Here is a 19,587-nt window from a genome sequence, read left to right as displayed (position 1 = left end):
CGGGCTCCGGTGACCGTCCTCGTGGTGTGTGATGCCTGCGTCAGCCGAGCAGCCCGCCGATGGGGTTCTGTCCGGCACCGCCGGACGAGCCGCCGTCGGATCCGCCGGTGGAACCGCCGTCGTCCGAGCCGCCGGTGGCGCCGCCCGAGCCGTCGGAACCCGACGAGCTGGGGTCCGCGTCGCCGGTGGGGGGCTCCTGCGGGGCCGGCTCCTGCGGGGGCGCCTGGCCGGTGCCCTGGGTCTGGCTGGGCTGACCGGTGCTCGCCCCGGCCGTCGGCCCGGAGTCACGCCCGGAGCCGGAGCCCGGGGTGGACTCCTCGGCCGACGGGGTGCCGGGGGCGCTGGAGGGGGATGTCTCGGGCGTGCGGTTGTCCGGGGTCCTGGAGGGCTTGCCCGTCCTGTCCTTGGACTTCTCGGGGAGCGGGGAACCGGGCAGCTGGTTGGTCGGGTAGCTGTCGGGGCCCGGCACGGTGACGACCTCGGTGGAGCGGACGGCACCGCCGAGCATGGAGCCGACCAGCAGGGTCAGGCCGACCACGACGGTGGCGACCGCGCTGCCGCGGCGCAGTACGCGGCGGCGGAGGTCCCAGATGCCGGAGCGCGGGCCGAGGGTGCGCCAGGCCTCCCCGGCGAGGCGTCCGTCGAGAGAGTAGACGGGGGCGCCGGCGATGACGAGCGGGCTCCAGGCGGCCAGCAGGATGATGTCGGGGGTGTCGTAGGCGGCGGCGGTGCGCCAGCTGACCGTCACCAGGATGGCGGCGGAGAGCAGGGCGCCGAAGGCCGCTGCGACCCGCTGCCAGAGCCCGAGGACGGTGAGGACTCCGACGACGACCTGGAGGAAGGCGACGGAGAGGCCGGCGGCGACGGGGTGGCCGAGCGCGAAGTCGCGCAGGGGTTCGGCGGCGGTCCAGGGGTGCAGCGAGGTCAGCCACTTGACCATGGAGCCGCGGTCGCCGCCGTCGAAGTAGGCGGGATCGCAGAGCTTGCCCATGCCGGTGTAGATGGCGAGGAAGCCGAGGATGACGCGCAGCGGGAGGAGCACGACCCCGAGGTTCATCCGGCGGCCGGGGTAGTAGGCGTGCCGGACGGTGTCGTTGGCGTGGCGTCGTTCCCCGGTGGAGGTGCCGTCCTGGCCCTCGGTGTCGGGGTCGTCGTCGTAGGTGATGTCGTACGCGTCGCGGGCCGGGGTGTCGACGGCGTCGTACGCCCCGACGGCCTGCCGCATGGGAGGCAGCAGCGGGCCGGTGCGGCCCCCGGGCTGGTGAGGCGGCCGGAGTACGGGGTTGGGCTGGGTCTCGTCGAGGCGCGGGATGACCTGCGTGCCGCCGCCCGCGTCGTCGTGGCCCGCTCCGAAGCCTCCGCCGGTGCGGGAGTCGAGATGGCCGGCGGTGGAGTTCCGTACGGCCTGCAGGAGTCCGGTCGCTCCGGGGTCACCCGGTTCGGACCTGCCGCTCCAGACGACGGGAGCCCGCCTGCGGCCGCCCGCGCCGCCCATGGCGGGGATCCTGGCCGGTCCGGCGGGGCCCACAGGGCGCAGACGGGTGCGCTGACCCGGGGCGAGCTGCACCCGGAAGCTGGCGTGGCTGACGATGACCTGCGCGGGGTCGCTGTCCACCTTCGTCATGCTCAGGGCGGGTTGGTCGTCGAACCGAGGCGTTCTGGTGTCCACACTCATCTAACCGAGTGATGTGTGATTAGGACACTGCCTTGACGCGTCCGAAGTGTCCGAGACCCGTCAACAGTCCTCCGCGGTACGTGAGTCCGCGTACTCCCGCCCGTCCGCGGGGCGGGGGCGTGCGTCCTCCAGCGGGCGTACGGCGCCCGGCCGGGGGCGCCCCGCGCGTCGTGGTCGACCGCGGGGCCCGGTCCCGTACGGCGGGGTCACGCCCTGCGGCGTGCGACCTCGTACATCACGATGCCGGCGGCGACGCCGGCGTTGAGGGATTCGGCGCCGCCCGGCATGGAGATGCGGACGCGGTAGTCGCAGGTCTCGCCGACGAGGCGGCCGAGGCCCTTGCCCTCGCTGCCGATGACGATGACGACGGGGCCGCCGAGGGCTTCGAGGTCCTCGACGGTGTGCTCGCCGTCGGCGGCGAGGCCGACGATCGCGATGCCTTCCTTCTTGTACGCCTCGAGCGCGCGGGTCAGGTTGGTGACCCGGGAGACGGGCGTGCGGGCGGCGGTGCCGGCGGAGGACTTCCAGGCTCCGGCGGTCATGCCGGCGGCGCGGCGTTCGGGCACGACGACGCCGTGGCCGCCGAAGGCGGAGACGGAGCGGACGATGGCGCCGAGGTTGCGGGGGTCGGTGACACCGTCGAGGGCGACGATGAGGGGGTCCTCGCCGTTGTCGTAGGCGGCGGCGGTGAGGTCCTGCGGGTCCGCGTACTCGTAGGGCGGGACCTGGAGGACGAGGCCCTGGTGGTTCAGGCCGTTCGTCATCCGGTCGAGCTCGGGGCGCGGGGCCTCCATGAGGTGGATGTTGCCGCGCTCACCGGCGAGCTGGAGTGCTTCGCGGACCCGCTCGTCGTTGTCGATGTACTGCTGGACGTAGAGGGTGGTGGCGGGCACGCCGTCGCGGAGAGCCTCGAAGACGGGGTTGCGGCCGACGACCATCTCCGAGGTGCCCTTGACGCCGCCGCGCCGGGGGGCGGGACGGCGCTTGGCGGCCTGCTTGGCCTTGGCGGTGGCCATGCGGTTCTTCTTGTGCTTCTTACGCTCCTCGGCGGGCGGCGTCGGTCCCCGGCCTTCGAGGCCACGGCGACGCTGCCCACCGCTGCCGACCTGCATGCCCTTCTTGTTGGACGTGCGGCGGTTCCTGCGCTGGCTGTTCCCGGCCATGACCTACCTGTTTCGTTGCTTCAGAAAAACGTCGTCAAGTGAAAGTGTGCCGCCCGGACGGCCGGGCGGCACATTTGCGCTGCTCACGCATGGTGCGAAGGTCCGCTCAGCGCGGTCCGAGCGTCCACCGGGGTCCGCTGGGGCTGTCCTCGATGACGAGGCCGGACTGGTTGAGCTGGTCGCGGATGGCGTCGGCGGCGGGCCAGTCCTTGCGTGCCCGCGCGGACTGGCGCTGGTCGAGGACGAGGCGTACGAGCGTGTCGACGACGCCGTGGAGGTCCTCGCCGCGGTCGCTCTCGCCGGCCCAGTGGGGGTCGAGGGGGTCGAGTCCGAGGACGCCGAGCATCGCGCGGACCTCTGCGAGGCGGGCGACTGCGGCTTCCTTGTCGTCGGCGGCGAGGGCGGAATTGCCCTGCCGGACGGTGGTGTGGACGATCGCGAGTGCCTGCGGGACACCGAGGTCGTCGTCCATGGCCTCGGCGAACGCGGGCGGCACCTCGGCGGCGGCCTCGACGGGCCCGGCCTTCTCGACCACGCGCTGGACGAAGCCCTCGATCCGCGCGAAGGCGGACTCGGCGTCGCGCAGCGACTCCTCGCTGTACTCGATCATGGAGCGGTAGTGCGGGGTCCCGAGGTAGTAGCGCAGGACGATGGGCCGCCACTGCTTGACCATCTCGCTGACCAGCACGGAGTTGCCGAGGGACTTCGACATCTTCTCGCCGGCCAGGGTGACCCAGCCGTTGTGCACCCAGTACTTCGCGAACTCGTCGCCGAAGGCCTTGGCCTGGGCGATCTCGTTCTCGTGGTGCGGGAAGATCAGGTCGATGCCGCCGCCGTGGATGTCGAAGGCGCTGCCGAGGTACTTGTGCGCCATGGCGGAGCACTCCAGGTGCCACCCGGGCCGGCCGCGGCCCCAGGGGGTCTCCCAGCTGGGCTCGCCGGGCTTGGTGGCCTTCCACATGGCGAAGTCGCGCTTGTCCCGCTTGCCGGTCTCGTTGTCGCCCGAGGGCTGCCGCAGGTCGTCGAGGTCCTGGTTGGAGAGCTCGAGATATCCCTCGTACGAGCGGACGTCGAAGTAGACGTTGCCGTCGGCCTCGTAGGCGTGGCCGCGCTCGATGAGGCCGCGCATCATCTCGACCATCTCGGTGATGTGGCCGGTGGCCCGCGGCTCGTACGTGGGCGGGAGGCAGCCCAGGGCGTCGTAGCCGGCGTTGAACGCGCGCTCGTTCTCGTAGCCGATGGCCCACCAGGGGCGGCCCTGCTCGGCGGACTTCCTGATGATCTTGTCGTCGATGTCGGTGACATTCCGGATGAACGTCACGTCGTACCCGCGGTATTCGAACCAGCGGCGCATGATGTCGAAGTTCAGCCCGGACCTGATGTGCCCGATGTGCGGGGCGGCCTGGACAGTCGCGCCACAGAGGTAGATCGAGACACAGCCCGCTGTGAGCGGGACGAAGTCACGAATCTGCCGGGCGTTGGTGTCATGCAGGCGAATAGTCACCCCTCAAGGGTAGTGGGCCCGCACCCGTGCCCAGCGCCCCCTGTGGAAAACGTGTCACAACTAATCGGTGACGGCGGTGCCGGGCTCCGGCGTGCGGCGCCCGATGGGCAGGGTCAGGGAGAGCACGGCGCCGGCGAGGGGGACGGCGGCGAGCACCGTCCAGAGGACGGGTCCGGGGGCGTCGAGGAGCGTTCCGGTGGCGGCGCTGCCCACGAGGACGGCGAGGCCCGACACGGAGGACAGGGCCCCGGTGGCGAGCCCGAGCCGCCGGTCGTCGACCAGGTCGGGCACGAGGCCCCGGGCGGCGGGGACCAGCAGCATCTGGCCGAGCGTGAGCAGGACGACGAGGAGCGCCCCGGGGAGCAGTCCGGCGGGCCCGTCCGGCGCGAGGGGCACCGCGGCGAATCCGGCGGCGACGACGGCGAGCCCTGCGACGAGGGCGGTCCGGGGTGCGACCCGGTGGGCGGACCAGCGGGTCAGGGGCAGCTGGGCGGCGACGACGAGCAGGGAGGAGAGCGCGAAGAGTCCGCCGAGCGCGCTCTGGGAGCCGGTGGCCCGCTCCACCTCCGCCGGCAGGGCGAGGTAGAGCTGGTTGTAGGAGACGAGATAGGTGCTGTAGGCGAGGCAGAGCACGAGGAAGGGCCGGTTGGCGAAGACCTGGCGGAGGGGGACGGCTTCCGTCGGGCCGGTGCGGACGCGGCGCGGCCGTCGGGGCATGAGGCGGGCGTGGCCGGCGAGTACGCCGACGAAGACGACGGCCCCGGCCAGGCACGCCGTCCGGAAGTCTCCTCCCAGGAGCAGCAGCAGGCTGCCGAGCAGGGGCCCGAGGAATGCTCCGGCCTGGCCGGCGGCGGAGAAGACGGCCAGCACCTGGGCGCGCGGCGTCCCGGTCCCGGTCTCGTGGCCGACGGCGGCCCTGACGGTCTCGGATTCGACGGCCGGTGAGAAGAGGGCGGCGGCGAAGCCGATGAGGAGGACGGCGCCGATGACGGTGCCTGTGGTGCCGGCCTGGGCGAGCCAGCAGAATCCGGCGATGCGCAGGACGCAGCCGGCGAGGACGACGGGCCGGGGGCCGTAGCGGTCGGTGAGGACGCCTCCGACGACGAAGAGGCCCTGCTGGCTGAAGGTGCGCAGGCCGAGCACGAGGCCGACGAGCCACCCGGCCATGCCGAGTCCGTCGCCGAGGTGTGCGGCGAGGTAGGGCAGGACCGCGTAGAAGCCGGTGTTGAAGGCGAACTGGGTGGCGGTCAGGAGCCGGAGGTAGGGCGTGAGCCCCCGGGCGGCGCCGGGCCGGGTGCGGGCCGTGGAGGTCGTCATCGGTGCCGCCTGCCGCGTACGGCACCGGTGCGCGTCGTGGAAATCGTCATCGGTGCCGCCTGCCGCGTACGGCCGTCGAGGTCAGCACCGCGAGCGCTCCGAGGGCGGCGAGTGCGGCGGCGGGGGCGAGGACGGCCCAGGGGGCGCGCTCGGCGTAGGGCATGTTCTCCGAGAGCATGCGGCCCCACTCCGGCGCGGGAGCGGGGGTGCCGAGGCCCAGGAAGCCGAGGGAGGCAAGGGCCAGGACGATGGCGGGGATGCGCAGGACGGCGTGGCGTACGACGGGCGGCAGGACGCCGGGCAGGATGTGGCGGCGCAGCCGGTGCCACGGCCCGGCGCCGAGGGCGCGGGCCACGGTGACGTGCGGGGCGGCGCGTTCCTGGGCGTACAGCGCGGAGGTGTGGGCGGCGAGCGGTGCCCAGGCGACGGCGGCGACGGCGCCGGCCGCGCCCCAGGGGCCGGGGCCCGCGATCCCCGCGACGACGAGGCCGGCCAGGACCGCGGGCAGGGCGTTGGCCGTCTCGGTGAGGGCTCCGGCGCGGGCCGCCCCGGCGAGCAGCCCCAGGAGGAGCGTGACGGCTCCGACGGCGATCGCGGTGAGCACGGTCCGGGCCGCCCCGTGGCCGAGGCGGGCGAGGACGTCGCGGCCCAGGGAGTCGGTGCCCAGCGGATGGGCGGCCGAGGGGGACGCGAGGCGGGCGGCGGCGTCGGCGTACAGGGGGTCGCGCAGGAGTCCCGTGAGGACCACGGCGACGAGGAGGGCTCCCAGGACCGCCGCCCCGACGGCCACGGTGCGGCGCGCGGGGAGGGGCGGTGCGACCAGCGGGGGGAGGGCGCCGTCGGCCCGTGCGGGGCCGAGCAGGGCCCGGGAGCCGAGCCGTGCCGCGAGCCCGGCCGCGACGCCCAGGAGGAGCAGGAGCAGCACGCAGGCCTGGAGGACGGGCAGGTCCTGGGCCAGAGCGGCGGCCAGGGCAGTACCGCCGAGCCCGGGAATGGCGTAGAGCGTCTCGACGGCGACCGCCCCGCCGGTGAGCCCGACGACGACGAGGCCGAGCTGGGGCAGCAGTGCCGGCAGGGTGCGGCGCAGGGCATGGGCGGCGATCCGGCGGGCGGGCATCCCGTGGGCGGTGGCGGCGCGCGCCCAGGGTTCGGCGAAAGCGGCGGGCAGCGCGTCGTCGAGCAGCCGTCCGAGGAGCGCGCCGGCGGGGACACCCATGGCGAGGGCGGGCAGGACGAGCTGCTCGGGCCCGCCCCAGCCGAGGGCGGGGAACCAGCCCAGCTGTACGGCGAGGACGGTGGCCAGGACCGCGGCGAGGAGGAACTCCGGCAGGGCGGCGAGCACGGCCGCTCCGACACCCGCCCGGGTGGTGACGAGCCCGCGGCGGGCGCCCCGCCGGAGTGTTCCGGCGGCGAGCGCGAGCGCCAGGAGGACGGCGACGGCGAGCGAGGCGCCCATGAGGGTGAGGGAGACGCCGAGCGCGGAGGTCGCGTCGGGGCCGACCGGCTGTCCGGAGACCCAGGACTCCCCCAGGTCGCCGCGGAGCAGTCCGGACGCCCAGCCGCCGAGGACGTGCAGCGGGCCTCCGTCGAGGCCGGTCTCGGCGCGGATGGCGTCGAGCACGGCCGGTGTGGGCGGACGGTCCGCGTAGCGGGCGTGGAGGATGGTCAGCGCCGGATCGGTGCGGGTCAGCCTGGGCAGGAGACCGATGACGGCGAGGACGGCCAGGAGCGCGCCCAGCCGTCCGGCCAGGTACTTCACGCGGTCACCCGACGCGGGTGTCGGCGGTGATGAGGGTGCGTTCCATGGGGTCGAGGGCGACGCCTTCGACGCGGGCGTCGTCATAGCCCTGGACGAAGCGCTCGTGGACGAGCGGTACGAGGGCGTCGGCGCCGAGGACGGCGGCCTCGGCGGTCATCTCTGCGGTGTGCCGGGCGTCCGTACCGGTCAGCGAGGCGGCCTTGCCGATGGCGGCGTCGACCCGCTCGTCGCACAGCTGGGAGATGTTGAAGCTGCCGTCGCAGGTGAAGTCGGAGGCCAGGTAGGAGACGGGGTCGGCGGTGTCCAGCAGGGTGTTGCGGGCCTGGATGAAGGCGTCGTACTTCCCGGCGAGCGCGTCCGCCTCCATCTGCGCGTAGTCGCGGACGACCTGCTTGACGGTGAATCCGCGCTTCTCCAGCTGCTGCTGGACGAGCGTCGCGACCTCGGGGAGCTCGGGACGGTTGGTGTAGGTGGCGAGGACGATCTCCTTCGTCTTCGCCACCTCGGCGCGGCTCGCCGCCTCGGTCCGGCCGGTGGGCGTGGTGCGCTTCCCTGCGGCCCAGGGGATGCCGGGGCCGAGGAGCCCCTGTGCGGTGTCGGCGCGGCCCTCGTACACCCCGTCGGCCAGGGCCTTGGAGTCGATGGCTTCGCGGGCGGCGGCGCGCACGGCCGGGTCGGCGAAGACACCGCGCTCGGTGTTGAGCGAGAGGCCGTTGGTCCGGGCGGACGGGAATTCGTGGACGTACGCGTCGCCGAGCAGGGACGCCTGCGAGATCGGTACGTACTCGGCCACGTCGACGGACTTCGTGCGCAGTGCGTTGGCGCGGGCGGTGCCGTCCGCGGCGAAGGTGACGTCGACGCCCGGGGCCTCGGCCTTGTCGCCCCAGTAGTCGGCGTTGCGTTCGAGAGTGGCGGCGACCGCGCCCTTGACGTCGGTGAGGGTGAACGGACCGGTGGCGTGCCCCGCGGGGTTCACCTTGCCGTTCTTGTAGGCGCCGGGGGACAGGATCGTGAGGGACGGGTTGGCGAGCCGCTGCGGAAGCAGCGGGTCGGCCTCACCGGTGACGATCCGCACGGTGTCCTTGCCCGCGGCGGCGGCCTTCAGGGTGGTGTCGGAGAGGACCCGGGGCAACGGGGACGCCTTGCTCGCGGCGGTGAGGGACCGGGCGACCGCGTCGGCGTCGACCTTCGCGCCGTCCTGGAAGAGGGCGTCGCGGAGGGTGAACGTCCAGGTGGTGGGGTTGTCCCGCTTCCACGACGTGGCCAGGGCGGGCTTCGCGGCGCCGTTCTTGTCCAGGGTGGTGAGGCCCTCGATGACGGCGAGCCGGCTGAGGGTGACCGCGTCGTCCCCGTACGGGGACATGGCCTGGGCGGGCGGGAACGCCATGACGACCCGGAGCCGCTGCGCGTCGCCGGACGCCCCGGAGCCGCTCGACGAGGAACAGGCGGCGAGCGGGAGCAGCAGGGCGGTGGCGGCGGCGATGACCGGCAGCGGGAAGCGGCGGCTTCGGGACGTAGGCATGACAGAGACCCTATGTGAAAACGATTGTCATCTGATATTCGGGGTGTCCGTCCGGACCGCCCCCGAGGGCCCCTGGAGTGCGGGCATCGGCAGCTCGAAATGGATGATGCCCTGCCCGCCACCCGGCAGCGTCCGCTCGTCGCAGACCTCATGGGCGAGCGACCGCCAGAACGGCTCGGCGCCCGGCACGGCCGGATCGGTGTGCAGATAGAGCGAGGTGTAGCCCCCCGCCCGAGAGGCGAAGGCCCCGAGCTCCCGCACCAGCCTGCGGGCCAGGCCGTGCCTGCGGTGGCCGGGGCGTACGTAGATCCGGCACAGCTGCGCCGTCGGCCCGGAGGGGAAGCGGTCCGCGACCCACTGCGGATTGGGCGGCGCCTGCGGCCCCCGGTCCCGTACCGCCCCGGTCGCCACGACCTCGTCGCCGCGTACGACGACCAGGAGGGTGCAGCGTTCGGGGCGCAGATAGGCACCCTCGAGGTCGATGATGTCGGCGTGCCAGCGGGGCACGTAGCCCGAGCGCAGGTCGTGGTAGACGGTGTCCAGCATGACGGCCCGGGCGCCGCCGACGTCCTGGGCGGTGGCGGTCCGCAGGACGTATCCGTCCGCTCCGGCCGGTGCTTCCGGCGCCCTTGTCGCCCCGGCGGTCGCGCTCACCACTGACGCTCACCCTCGCTCTCGGCCGTACGGCACATCACTTGCCGCACCAGCGTACGTGCAAGCGATGTGCAATAAGGCGGGCGGGGTGCGAGCCCGGGCGGCGGGACGGTGCGTCAGGCGCCCGCGCGGTAGACCAGGGCGGTGGCGATGCCCGCGATGCCCTCGCCGCGACCGGTGAAGCCGAGGCCGTCGGAGGTCGCGGCCGAAAGCGAGACGGGGGCGCCGACCGCCTCGGAGAGCACCTTCTGGGCCTCGTCGCGCCGCTTTCCGATCTTCGGCCGGAGACCGACGACCTGCACGGCGACGTTGCCGATGGCGAAGCCCTCGGCGCGGACGATCCGGGCGGCCTCCGCGAGCAGGGTGACACCGGAGGCACCAGACCACTCCGGGCGGCCGGTCCCGAAGTGCTGCCCCAGGTCACCGAGTCCGGCGGCCGAGAACAGGGCGTTGCAGGCGGCGTGCGCCACCACGTCGGCGTCGGAGTGGCCGGCGAGGCCGGGGCCCTCGCCCTCCCACAGCAGGCCCGCGCACCAGAGTTCGCGGCCCGCCTCGAAGGCGTGGATGTCGGTCCCGATACCGACGCGCGGGATCAGGGGAGCCGGCTGCGTCGTTGCCTCAGAATCCATCGTTCGCCCTCCGGCGTGCGAGAACGGCCTCCGCCAGGACCAGGTCCAGGGGGCGGGTCACCTTGAACGCTTCCTCGTGCCCGGGTACGACGACGACCGGCGAGCCCAGCCGCTCGACCATCCCCGCGTCGTCGGTGGCGCCCTCACCGTCGACGGCCACGCTCGCGTGCGCCTCGACGAGCGTGGACCGGTCGAAGCCCTGGGGCGTCTGCACGGCCCGCAGCCGCGCCCGTACGGGGGTCGAGAGGACCGGCTCCGGCACACCCGGCTCCCCCGGTTCGACCTCCTTGACGGTGTCGGCGAGGGGAAGCGCGGGAACGACGGCCGGAGCCCCTTCCCGTACGGCCTCGATCACGGCGTCCACGGTGTCGACCGGCACGAGCGGCCGGGCCGCGTCATGGACGAGGACGACGGAGACGTCCTCCGGCAGGGCGTCGAGGCCGAGCTTCACCGACTCCTGGCGTGTCGCACCGCCGGGGACGACGACGTAGTCGGTGCGCTCGGGCAGCGCGTGCCCGTCGATGAGGTTCTTGACCTCGGGCGCCCCGTCCGGGGGCGCGACCACGACGACGAGGCTGACGGCCCTGGAGGCGGCCATGGCCCGTACGGCGTGGATCAGCATGGGGGTGCCGCCGAGCGCGCGCAGCGCCTTCGGGGCGCCGGGGCCGAGCCGCACTCCGCGGCCCGCCGCGGGGATCACGGCAGCGGTGCGGGAAGGGCTCGGTTCAGCGGGCATCGGTGACATCGGTGACATCGGTTGCACTCCGAAGCTTCGGCAGGTTTGTTTCCACGGCCGACATGGGTATGGCCTGGGCGTGCCCCGACCGTAGGCCGGGGGACGAGCCGGGCGCGACGCCTCGACCTGGCCGGGACCCCTTCCGTGACCCCCGGTCGGACGAGCCGCAGCAGGGCCCGGTGGAGGTTGCCGAGGGGACGGCAGCAGGTGCGTCGGCAGCTTTCCGGACGGATCTTCTTCTCGGGTCCGAACATGCCGCTCGGGACACGCCGCTCGGGTCCGAACATGCCGCAGCGCCCGACGACTGCCATGAAAACGGCTGGTCAGCGGGCACCGCTGCATATTTCATCGACACCGGATCCGGCTGGTCGGCGTCATCCGGTCACCGGCGAGGTCCGGTTACCGGTGTCCGGTCACCTTGGTCACCGGTGTCGTCCCGTTCAGGACGCGAGGACCTCGTCGAGCAGGGCCTCGGCCTTGTCCTCGTTCGTGTTCTCCGCGAGAGCGAGCTCGCTCACCAGGATCTGGCGGGCCTTGGCGAGCATGCGCTTCTCACCTGCGGAGAGTCCACGCTCGCGCTCGCGACGCCACAGGTCACGCACCACTTCGGCGACCTTGATGACATCGCCTGAGGCGAGCTTCTCGAGATTTGCCTTGTAGCGTCGGGACCAGTTCGTCGGCTCTTCGGCGTACGGTGCGCGCAGCACCTCGAAGACCCGGTCCAGCCCCTCCTGCCCGACTACGTCACGCACACCGACGAACTCCGCATTGTCCGCCGGTACACGAACCGTCAAGTCGCCCTGGGCGACCTTGAGCACCAAGTAGGTCTTGTCCACGCCTTTGATCTGGCGAGTTTCGATAGCCTCGATCAGCGCGGCCCCGTGATGGGGATAGACCACGGTGTCGCCAACCTTGAACGTCATGTGACAGGTACCCCTTCCGTGGCTATCCAGAGTAACACGAGAACGGCTTCTCCTGAATGGCGTTTTCGCAGGTCAGGGCATATCTCGGGGCTTGACAACTGAGACACGAACGTGCTGCGGGAGCCTTCCGGAAGGCGATATTCGCAGGTCGGAGCGGGCGTACGACCGAGCCGAAACACGCGCGTCACAGGTGCCGGAAGCCCTCAAGAAGGTGCCGAAAGTCCCGTTTTGCCGGATTCCGGATGGTGAACTTTCTGTACTCCGTTCGGCCCTCGATCACCCGTACGGCTCTTAGCGTCCATGGTCATTGAAATTGATCAACGACCCGGGACCGGGTGGATTATGCGCGGGAAATGCGCCACCGCCGGAAATCGATCATCGGCACATCAACGCGCCGCTCACCGCGTTTTGTGAACACCGTGCGAATCGTCATGCCCGGAGAGACGGCCGGGGGTGTCGGAACCACGGCCGGCGGCGCCGGTCCGCAGCTCGGGCGTCCGCAGGGGCGGGTCGGGTGCGGGCCCAGGACGGCGGCTCGGTAACCTGAGCCCGCTGACACACACTTAGGGCGGCTTTACGGCCGCTCGGGCCTTCCTGTCCGCAGAGTCCGAAGTCCGCAGTCCGAACGTTCAAGGAGTTGCCGCCGCCGTGAGCCGCAGCCTTCGACACGGCGCCTTCGCCGCCACTGCCCTCGTGTTCTCGATCGCCGCGCTGTCCGCGTGCAGTGCCGGCAACAACGCGCAGACGCTTCAGGTCAGGCCGGACAACGCAGCCACCGCTGTCGACTCCATCAAGATCCAGAACCTGAACATCATCACCCAGCCCGAGCCGGACGCCGAGGGCCCCGCGGTCATCGCCGCCACCCTCTTCAACGACGGCCCGAAGCGTGAGGTCGTGGAGACGATCGCCCTGCCGGGCACCAACGCGACGGTGGCGCTGAAGCCCGCCAAGGGCAAGGGACCGCTCGTGGTCCCGGCCGGCGGACGGCTCATCATCGGCGGGAAGGACAACGCCTCGGCCGTGATCGAGAACGGCCGCCAGGCAGGGGCGAACGGCAACGTGCAGAACGTCGCCTTCACGTTCAGCGAGACCGGCGAGATCTCGCTCGGCGCCGCCATCGTCCCGGCGACCCACTTCTTCAAGGACTTCGGCCCGAGCGCACTGCCGTCGGCGAAGCCCACCCCCTCGGACTCCGCGTCCGGGACTCCCGGCGCGTCCGAGACTCCCGGCGCGTCCGAGACGCCTGGCGAGCAGTCCGGGAGCCCCTCGGGCGAGGCGACCGACACGGCCCCGCCGGCCGACGGCGCAGCCGCCGAGCACTGATCGCGCGCGTGGGGGGTGTCTCCGGCGGAGACACCCCCCACGTAGCTCGCAGCCCCCGGTTTACGGCTCGAACTTGTAACCCAGGCCCCGCACCGTCACCAGGTAGCGCGGCGCCCCGGGGTCGGGCTCGATCTTGGCGCGCAGCCGCTTGACGTGGACGTCCAGGGTCTTCGTGTCGCCCACGTAGTCCGCGCCCCAGACCCGGTCGATCAGCTGCATACGCGTCAGCACGCGACCGGCGTTGCGCAGGAGCATCTCGAGGAGGTCGAACTCCTTCAACGGGAGGTCGACCTTGCCACCGGAGACCGTGACGACGTGGCGGTCCACGTCCATCCGGACCGGGCCGGCCTCCAGGGCCGCGGGGGTGACCTCCTCCGGCTCCCCACGGCGGCGCAGGACCGCGCGGATGCGGGCCACGAGCTCCCGCGAGGAGAAGGGCTTGGTCACATAGTCGTCGGCTCCTATTTCGAGGCCCACGACCTTGTCGATCTCGCTGTCCTTGGCGGTGACCATGATCACCGGGACGTTGGACCGGACGCGCAGCTGTCGGCAGACCTCCGTGCCGGGCAGACCCGGCAGCATCAGGTCGAGCAGCACGAGATCGGCGCCGTTGCGCTCGAACTCGTCGAGACCGTCCGGGCCGGTGGCCGCGATGGCCACCTCGAAGCCTTCCTTGCGGAGCATGTAGGACAGGGCGTCGCTGAAGGATTCCTCATCCTCGACGACAAGCACTCGGGTCACGGAAGGGCCTCCGGGGCAGGAAATGGTTCAAAAGAATCGGTCCCGTACGGGCCGTCGTGGTCAACAGCACCGTTGACGACGAGGGATCCGCCGGTGGTACGACCCCGTACGACGCCCGACTCGGGCAGTCGCAGGGTGAACGTGGAGCCCTGTCCCTCCGAGCTCCATACGGTGACCTCCCCGCCGTGCGAGGCGGCCACATGCTTGACGATGGCGAGGCCGAGACCGGTGCCACCGGTGGCCCGTGAGCGGGCCGGGTCGACGCGGTAGAACCGCTCGAAGACGCGTTCACGGTCCTTCTCGGAGATGCCGATGCCCTGGTCGGTCACGGCTATCTCGATCAGATCCCCGCCGGGCGCGGCCAGCTTCCGGACGGCGATGCCGACGCGTGTGCGGGCGGGGCTGTAGTTGACGGCATTCTCCACGAGATTGCCGAGGGCGGCCGCGAGCTGGCTCCGGTTGCCCCAGACGAAGAGGTCCGCGGTGCCGCCCGAGGCCATGGTGATCTGCTTCGAACCGGCCTGCTGCCGGCACCGGTCGATCGCCTCGGCGACCAGATCCTCGACCCGTACGGGTTCGGCGTCCTCCAGCGGGTCGTCGTTCTGCACCCGGGAGAGGTCGATCAGCTCCTGCACCAGGTTGGTCAGCCGGGTCGCCTCGATCTGCATGCGGCCGGCGAACCGCTCCACCGCCTCCGGGTCGTCGGAGGCGTCCATGACCGCCTCGGAGAGCAGGGAGAGCGCTCCGACCGGTGTCTTGAGCTCATGACTGACATTGGCGACGAAGTCACGCCGCACCGCTTCTATGCGACGGGCCTCCGTGAGGTCCTCGACCAGCAGGAGGACCAGGCGTGAGCCCAGCGGGGCGACCCGGGCCGACACGGCGAGCGCCTCGCCCCTGCCCGTACCGCGACGCGGCAGGTCCAGCTCGACCTGTCGTATCTCACCGTCGCGCCGGGTGTCCCTGGCCATGTGGAGCATCGGCTCGACCGCCAGGCGTCCGCCTCTGACCAGGCCCAGCGCATAAGCGGCGGAGCTGGCCTTGACGACGCTGTCACTCTCGTCGAGCACCACGGCCGACGAGCTGAGCACGGAGAGGACCGTGTCCACCCCCGGGGGCAGCGCGGCGTTGCTGTCGGGCCGCAGGGACGTACGCGTGGGCCGCTTCTGCTCGCGCTCGCTCCAGCGGAACGCCAGCATCGCGATCACGCCGGTACAGAGCCCGGCGATCGCGGCAGCTGCGGCGACCGCCGCGTTCACGTCCATGCCTCAAGGTTATGCGGGCGCGCCGACACTCTCCCAGCCATCCGGGTGCCATCTCGAACACTCGTCGCCCAGAGTTCACCAAGGGGATAGTGCCGGTTCACTTCGGGGGCCGGATCCCGACGCGTTGGCCCCGCACCGTGGCAACGTGGGGGTCGGCCCCAAGACCCCGGCCTCAGGATCTGGAGAGGGACTTCCATGCGCGACGCTTATCACGAGGAACTCGATTCGATCGGCGAGGACCTGGTCGAGATGGCCAGGCTCGTCGGCTCGGCGATCGGCCGGGCCACGACGTCCATGCTCGACGCCGATCTCAAGCTCGCCGAGAGCGTGATCGCCGCGGACCAGAAGGTCGACGACCTCCAGCACGACCTGGAGGCCCGTGCCATCGCGCTGCTGGCCCGCCAGCAGCCGGTCGCCACCGATCTGCGGATAGTGGTCACCTCCCTGCGGATGAGTGCCGACCTGGAGCGCTCGGGCGACCTCGCCCAGCACGTCGCCAAGCTCGCGCGGCTGCGCTTCCCCGAGTCGGCGGTGCCGCACGACCTGCACGCCACCATCCTGGAGATGGGGCAGCTCGCCCAGCGGCTGATGGCGAAGGCCGCCGAGGTGATCATCACCAAGGACGTCGACCTGGCGCTCCAGCTGGAGCAGGACGACGACGAGATGGATCTGCTGCACCGCACGCTGTTCCAGCACCTGATGGACGACCGCTGGAAGCACGGCATCGAGACCGCTGTCGACGTGACCCTGCTCGGCCGCTACTACGAGCGCTTCGCCGACCACGCCGTCTCGGTCGCCAAGCGGGTCGTCTACCTGGTCACGGGCGAGCACGCCGACGAGATCCAGGCGGCGACGCCGGTCGAGGGGGCGTAGGGGGCGCGACCGTCACGGCAGTCGCACGTCCGTTCCAGCGCTTGTGCGCCGTTGATGCGCCCTCCTGGCTGGGCATGCAATGGGTGCGGGGGCGGCACGGCATGCTGCGGCCCCCGCCGTCGGCATGTGTGCCCCATACATGTGCCGTACGCCGTCGAGTGGTACGCCCTGAGGAGGGACCATGGCCGATTCCCCCATGACCGAACCCCAGCAGCAGGAGACCCCGACCGAAGTGGTGCATCTGCCGTTGCTGGGAGCCTGCGGCTGCGGCTCGGGCTGCGGGTGCGGCTGCCAGGCCGGCGCGCCGTGCCAGTGCGGCGGCTGAGTCCGGCCGAATCAGGTGGCGGTGCCCCGTGACGGACGCCTGTCCGTCACGGGGCAGCGGCGCCGCGTTTTCCTGCTCCTCGGACCGCAGGCACCTGCTCCTCGGACCGCGGCACCCTGCTCCTCAGACCGCGGGCTCGGCGACCGCCCGGTCCTCGGGCACCGGAGAGGCGGCGACCACGGGCTCCGGCAGGTCCAGGTTCCGCATCAGCAGCCAGTAGCCGAACGCGGCCACCGTGCCCAGGACCGCGCAGGTACCCCACAGCCAGGCGGCTCCGTAATGGTCGATCACGAAGCCGGACATCAGCGGGGCTACGAGCGCCGCCACCGACCAGGACATCGTGTACATGCCCTGGTAGCGGCCCCGGCCGTGGGCCGGTGACAACTGCACGACGATGCCCGTCTGCGTCGGCGCGTTGACGATCTCGGCCAGGGTCCAGACACACACCGTCAGGGCGTACACCCCGACCGATCCCGCGAAGGCGGTCAGCCCGAAGCCGTAGCCCGCGATCAGGGACGAGAGGATCAGCAGCCGGCGCGGGTCGCGATGCTGGATGAACCGGGTGACGGGGATCTGCAGGGCCACGATCAGCACACCGTTGACGGCGATGGCCGTGCCGAAGTCGGAGCTGGACAACCCGTCCGTGCCCATGGCCACCGGCAGACCCACGTACCCCTGCTGGAAGATCAGCGCGACCAGGAACGACAGCCCGACGACACCCATGTAGCGCCCGTCGCGCAGGACCGTACCCAGCCGCACGTCGTCCGGTGCCCGGCTCCCGGCGGCCCGGGGCGCCACCTCGGGGCGGGACTCCGGCACCTTGAGGAAGACGACGACCGCACAGAGCAGGGTCAGGGCCGCCTCGCCCATGAACCCCGCCAGATAGCTGTACTCGGCGATGAACCCCGCCCCGGCCGACGAGACGGCGAACCCCAGGTTGATGGCCCAGTAGTTGAGCGAGAAGGCCCGCACCCGGTCCTCGGGCCGGACGATGTCGGCCATCATCGCCTGAACGGCCGGCCGCGACGCGTTGCTGGCCATACCCACGACGAAGGCCACACCGGCGATCGCCACCGGATGGACCATGAAGCCGAGCACGGCCACGGACACGGCGGTCGAGAGCTGCGCGATCAGCATGGTCGGGCGGCGCCCCAGCCGGTCCGTCATCACCCCGGCACCCAGGGACGACACGACCCCGCCGAGCCCGTGGAGGGAGGCGACGAGGCCGGCGTACGAGGCCGAGTAGCCACGGTCCAGGGTCAGATAGAGCGCCATGAACGTGGCGACGAACGCCCCGAGGCGGTTGACCAGCGTGCTGGTCCACAACCACCAGAACTCCCTGGGGAGGCCGGCGACCGTCTCGTGTGCCGCCTTTCCGAGACCAGCGACAGACATAGGGCTACTCCCCCGGGACGTGCGTGTACGGATGAACCGCCGGCCTGTGTAAGCGGCCCGACGGCTATCCGAACATTACGAAAGCGGAGTCCCCGGCTGCCACTCGATTGACGCCGCCCGTCAACAGTCGCGCCCGGCCCCGCGCTCCTGTCCTCCCCCGGTCCGCCCTGTGACCGCGCGCGCGTAGGGCGCGCGGGTTCGATTACGCTCGGACCCATGGCCGACGCACCGTACAAGCTGATCCTCCTCCGCCACGGCGAGAGCGAATGGAACGCGAAGAACCTGTTCACCGGTTGGGTGGACGTAGACCTCACCGACAAGGGCGAGAAGGAGGCGGTCCGCGGCGGTGAGCTGCTCAAGGACGCCGGCCTGCTCCCCGACGTCGTGCACACCTCCCTCCAGAAGCGCGCGATCCGCACCGCCCAGCTCGGGCTGGAAGCCGCGGACCGCCACTGGATCCCCGTGCACCGCTCCTGGCGCCTGAACGAGCGCCACTACGGCGCCCTCCAGGGCAAGGACAAGGCCCAGACGCTCGCCGAGTTCGGCGAGGAGCAGTTCATGCTCTGGCGCCGTTCGTACGACACCCCGCCGCCGCCCCTCGAGGACGGCACCGAGTTCTCGCAGAGCGACGACGCCCGCTACGCGACGATCCCGCCGGAGCTGCGCCCCCGCACGGAGTGCCTCAAGGACGTCGTCACCCGCATGCTGCCCTACTGGTACGACGGCATCGTCCCGGACCTCCTCGACGGCAAGACCGTCCTGGTCGCCGCCCACGGCAACAGCCTCCGCGGCCTGGTGAAGCACCTGGACGGCATCTCCGACGACGCCATCTCGGGCCTCAACATCCCGACCGGCATCCCGCTCGCCTACGAGCTGGACGCCGACTTCCGCCCCCTGAAGCCGGGCGGCACCTACCTGGACCCGGACGCGGCGAAGGCCGCGATCGAGGCCGTGAAGAACCAGGGCAAGAAGAAGTAACCCTCCGGCGAGCCCCTTGCCTGCGGTACGTCCGCGGGTGGGGGGCTCTTCGCTGTCCTGGCAGCGGAAATCACCCGGGCCTCTTCCCTTGGATCGGGTCCCGCCCACGGCAGAGTGAAGGCATGGACGCAGACGACAGCAACCTTCTGGCCGGTGCGCGCAGTCCCGCGACCAGGCTGCCGGCGCAGGACCTGGAGCGGGCGCGGCGGTTCTACTCCGAGAAGCTCGGCCTGGAGCCCGTCGACGAACGCCCGGGCGGGCTGCTGTACCGGTGCGGCGACGCGGAGTTCGTCGTGTTCCGGTCGGTCGGTGCCTCGCCCGGCACCTTCACCCAGATGGGCTGGCAGGTCGACGACATCGAGGCTGTGGTGTCGGAGCTCAAACGACGCGGCGTGGAGTTCGAGACGGTCGATCTGCCCGGTCTCCGTACTCGGGACGGCATTGCCGACATCGAGGGCAACTATCCGAGCAAGGGTGCCAGGGGTGAACGCGGCGCCTGGTTCCGCGACAGCGAGGGCAACATGTTGGGGATCGGACAGCCGGTGACGTAAGCACCCGTGCATCTCCGGGGCGGTGAGCGGGGAGAAGGCCTGCGTGTTCATGGTCCACGGCCATCACCGGAATGTCTGGGAGCATCCCGCCGGCAGGATCGGTCCCGACGGAAGCGCGCGACAGGCCGCAACGGCACCGGTACGGAAGCCAGTTAACTCGCTGGAGCGAACAGCGTGTCTTCAAGTCCGGCGAAGGCCCCCGGTCTGCCCGGCCAGGTCGCGCAGCTCGACGCGCACCTCGCCCCGCCCGGCGG

At 71.8% G+C, this 19,587-nt stretch carries 18 protein-coding genes; 5 read left to right on the top strand and 13 right to left on the bottom strand.

All coding sequences use genetic code 11. From position 1 onward, the window contains the following. Nucleotides 1–40 precede the first annotated feature (40 nt). The 10 genes from OG379_RS21515 to OG379_RS21470 all read right to left on the bottom strand — a co-directional run bounded on the left by OG379_RS21515 (nucleotide 41) and on the right by OG379_RS21470 (nucleotide 11,882). On the bottom strand, nucleotides 41–1,675 hold the full coding sequence (locus tag OG379_RS21515; RefSeq protein WP_405664762.1) for a DoxX family membrane protein: 1,635 nt from the start codon (nucleotides 1,673–1,675) through the stop codon (nucleotides 41–43). Nucleotides 1,676–1,881: 206 nt separating this feature from the next. After that, complete coding sequence (rlmB, locus tag OG379_RS21510) at nucleotides 1,882–2,838, bottom strand: 23S rRNA (guanosine(2251)-2'-O)-methyltransferase RlmB (RefSeq protein ID WP_104787824.1); 957 nt, start codon at nucleotides 2,836–2,838, stop codon at nucleotides 1,882–1,884. A gap of 106 nt (nucleotides 2,839–2,944) precedes the next feature. Continuing rightward, nucleotides 2,945–4,342, bottom strand: coding sequence for a cysteine--tRNA ligase (gene cysS / locus OG379_RS21505; RefSeq protein ID WP_393757354.1), 1,398 nt, complete (start codon nucleotides 4,340–4,342; stop codon nucleotides 2,945–2,947). Between the two features lie 60 nt (nucleotides 4,343–4,402). After that, nucleotides 4,403–5,659 carry an MFS transporter gene (locus tag OG379_RS21500; protein WP_405664761.1) on the bottom strand — a complete coding sequence of 419 codons (1,257 nt, stop codon included), beginning with the start codon at nucleotides 5,657–5,659 and terminating at the stop codon, nucleotides 4,403–4,405. 46 nt (nucleotides 5,660–5,705) lie between these two features. Beyond that, nucleotides 5,706–7,418 (bottom strand): ABC transporter permease subunit, encoded by a 1,713-nt coding sequence (locus OG379_RS21495; RefSeq protein ID WP_405664760.1) that lies wholly within the window; start codon nucleotides 7,416–7,418, stop codon nucleotides 5,706–5,708. 4 nt (nucleotides 7,419–7,422) lie between these two features. Further along, a complete protein-coding gene (locus tag OG379_RS21490) occupies nucleotides 7,423–8,940 on the bottom strand; it encodes an ABC transporter substrate-binding protein (RefSeq protein ID WP_405664759.1) in 1,518 nt (505 codons plus the stop codon). Nucleotides 8,941–8,967: 27 nt separating this feature from the next. Further along, nucleotides 8,968–9,597, bottom strand: coding sequence for a GNAT family N-acetyltransferase (locus OG379_RS21485; RefSeq protein ID WP_405664758.1), 630 nt, complete (start codon nucleotides 9,595–9,597; stop codon nucleotides 8,968–8,970). 113 nt (nucleotides 9,598–9,710) lie between these two features. After that, nucleotides 9,711–10,223: a 2-C-methyl-D-erythritol 2,4-cyclodiphosphate synthase gene (gene ispF, locus OG379_RS21480; protein ID WP_405664757.1), complete on the bottom strand. Its 513-nt coding sequence runs from the start codon at nucleotides 10,221–10,223 to the stop codon at nucleotides 9,711–9,713. Further along, on the bottom strand, nucleotides 10,213–10,977 hold the full coding sequence (gene ispD, locus OG379_RS21475) for a 2-C-methyl-D-erythritol 4-phosphate cytidylyltransferase (RefSeq protein WP_405664756.1): 765 nt from the start codon (nucleotides 10,975–10,977) through the stop codon (nucleotides 10,213–10,215). Before ispD ends, ispF begins: the two co-directional genes overlap by 11 nt. Nucleotides 10,978–11,399: 422 nt before the next feature. Then, entirely contained in the window at nucleotides 11,400–11,882 is a 483-nt protein-coding gene (locus tag OG379_RS21470; protein ID WP_006380568.1) for a CarD family transcriptional regulator, read from the bottom strand. Between the two features lie 648 nt (nucleotides 11,883–12,530). Here OG379_RS21470 and OG379_RS21465 point away from each other — a divergent pair. After that, nucleotides 12,531–13,205: a DUF461 domain-containing protein gene (locus tag OG379_RS21465; RefSeq protein WP_405664755.1), complete on the top strand. Its 675-nt coding sequence runs from the start codon at nucleotides 12,531–12,533 to the stop codon at nucleotides 13,203–13,205. Between the two features lie 60 nt (nucleotides 13,206–13,265). Here the strand turns inward: OG379_RS21465 and OG379_RS21460 are convergent, their stop codons facing one another. Both OG379_RS21460 and OG379_RS21455 read right to left on the bottom strand, forming a co-directional pair. Continuing rightward, nucleotides 13,266–13,946 (bottom strand): response regulator transcription factor, encoded by a 681-nt coding sequence (locus OG379_RS21460; RefSeq protein WP_014047499.1) that lies wholly within the window; start codon nucleotides 13,944–13,946, stop codon nucleotides 13,266–13,268. Next, nucleotides 13,943–15,211 (bottom strand): sensor histidine kinase, encoded by a 1,269-nt coding sequence (locus OG379_RS21455; protein WP_393757338.1) that lies wholly within the window; start codon nucleotides 15,209–15,211, stop codon nucleotides 13,943–13,945. The genes OG379_RS21460 and OG379_RS21455 overlap by 4 nt, the downstream gene beginning before the upstream one ends. A 195-nt stretch (nucleotides 15,212–15,406) precedes the next feature. On the opposite strand from OG379_RS21455, the gene phoU reads away from it, so the two are divergent. Further along, the gene (phoU, locus tag OG379_RS21450; protein WP_099174137.1) at nucleotides 15,407–16,084 is read left to right on the top strand and encodes a phosphate signaling complex protein PhoU; all 678 of its coding nucleotides are present in this window, start codon (nucleotides 15,407–15,409) and stop codon (nucleotides 16,082–16,084) included. Between the two features lie 181 nt (nucleotides 16,085–16,265). Then, a complete protein-coding gene (locus tag OG379_RS21445; protein ID WP_164493608.1) occupies nucleotides 16,266–16,409 on the top strand; it encodes a hypothetical protein in 144 nt (47 codons plus the stop codon). A 123-nt stretch (nucleotides 16,410–16,532) separates the two neighbouring features. Here the strand turns inward: OG379_RS21445 and OG379_RS21440 are convergent, their stop codons facing one another. Beyond that, a complete protein-coding gene (locus tag OG379_RS21440) occupies nucleotides 16,533–17,804 on the bottom strand; it encodes an MDR family MFS transporter (protein ID WP_405664754.1) in 1,272 nt (423 codons plus the stop codon). Between the two features lie 216 nt (nucleotides 17,805–18,020). Here OG379_RS21440 and OG379_RS21435 point away from each other — a divergent pair, with 216 nt between their 5' ends. Then, nucleotides 18,021–18,782 carry a phosphoglyceromutase gene (locus OG379_RS21435; RefSeq protein WP_393757333.1) on the top strand — a complete coding sequence of 254 codons (762 nt, stop codon included), beginning with the start codon at nucleotides 18,021–18,023 and terminating at the stop codon, nucleotides 18,780–18,782. Between the two features lie 122 nt (nucleotides 18,783–18,904). Beyond that, nucleotides 18,905–19,333 (top strand): VOC family protein, encoded by a 429-nt coding sequence (locus OG379_RS21430; protein ID WP_405664753.1) that lies wholly within the window; start codon nucleotides 18,905–18,907, stop codon nucleotides 19,331–19,333. The last annotated feature ends 254 nt before the right edge of the window (nucleotides 19,334–19,587 follow it).

The sequence above is a fragment of the Streptomyces sp. NBC_01166 genome (assembly GCF_045039765.1).
In the GTDB taxonomy this organism is placed as follows: Bacteria; Actinomycetota; Actinomycetes; order Streptomycetales; family Streptomycetaceae; genus Streptomyces.
The sequence above is the reverse complement of the archived record's forward strand: the minus strand, read 5'-3'. Positions and strand labels throughout refer to the sequence as shown.

Coding starts and splice junctions, on each gene's coding strand:
- ispD (WP_405664756.1), bottom strand. CDS start 10,977: ATGTCACCGATGTCACCGATGCCCGCTGAACCGAGCCCTTCCCGCACC.
- OG379_RS21445 (WP_164493608.1), top strand. CDS start 16,266: ATGGCCGATTCCCCCATGACCGAACCCCAGCAGCAGGAGACCCCGACC.
- OG379_RS21455 (WP_393757338.1), bottom strand. CDS start 15,211: ATGGACGTGAACGCGGCGGTCGCCGCAGCTGCCGCGATCGCCGGGCTC.
- OG379_RS21500 (WP_405664761.1), bottom strand. CDS start 5,659: ATGACGACCTCCACGGCCCGCACCCGGCCCGGCGCCGCCCGGGGGCTC.
- phoU (WP_099174137.1), top strand. CDS start 15,407: ATGCGCGACGCTTATCACGAGGAACTCGATTCGATCGGCGAGGACCTG.
- OG379_RS21435 (WP_393757333.1), top strand. CDS start 18,021: ATGGCCGACGCACCGTACAAGCTGATCCTCCTCCGCCACGGCGAGAGC.
- OG379_RS21440 (WP_405664754.1), bottom strand. CDS start 17,804: ATGTCTGTCGCTGGTCTCGGAAAGGCGGCACACGAGACGGTCGCCGGC.
- rlmB (WP_104787824.1), bottom strand. CDS start 2,838: ATGGCCGGGAACAGCCAGCGCAGGAACCGCCGCACGTCCAACAAGAAG.
- ispF (WP_405664757.1), bottom strand. CDS start 10,223: ATGGATTCTGAGGCAACGACGCAGCCGGCTCCCCTGATCCCGCGCGTC.
- OG379_RS21470 (WP_006380568.1), bottom strand. CDS start 11,882: ATGACGTTCAAGGTTGGCGACACCGTGGTCTATCCCCATCACGGGGCC.
- OG379_RS21490 (WP_405664759.1), bottom strand. CDS start 8,940: ATGCCTACGTCCCGAAGCCGCCGCTTCCCGCTGCCGGTCATCGCCGCC.
- OG379_RS21515 (WP_405664762.1), bottom strand. CDS start 1,675: ATGAGTGTGGACACCAGAACGCCTCGGTTCGACGACCAACCCGCCCTG.
- OG379_RS21430 (WP_405664753.1), top strand. CDS start 18,905: ATGGACGCAGACGACAGCAACCTTCTGGCCGGTGCGCGCAGTCCCGCG.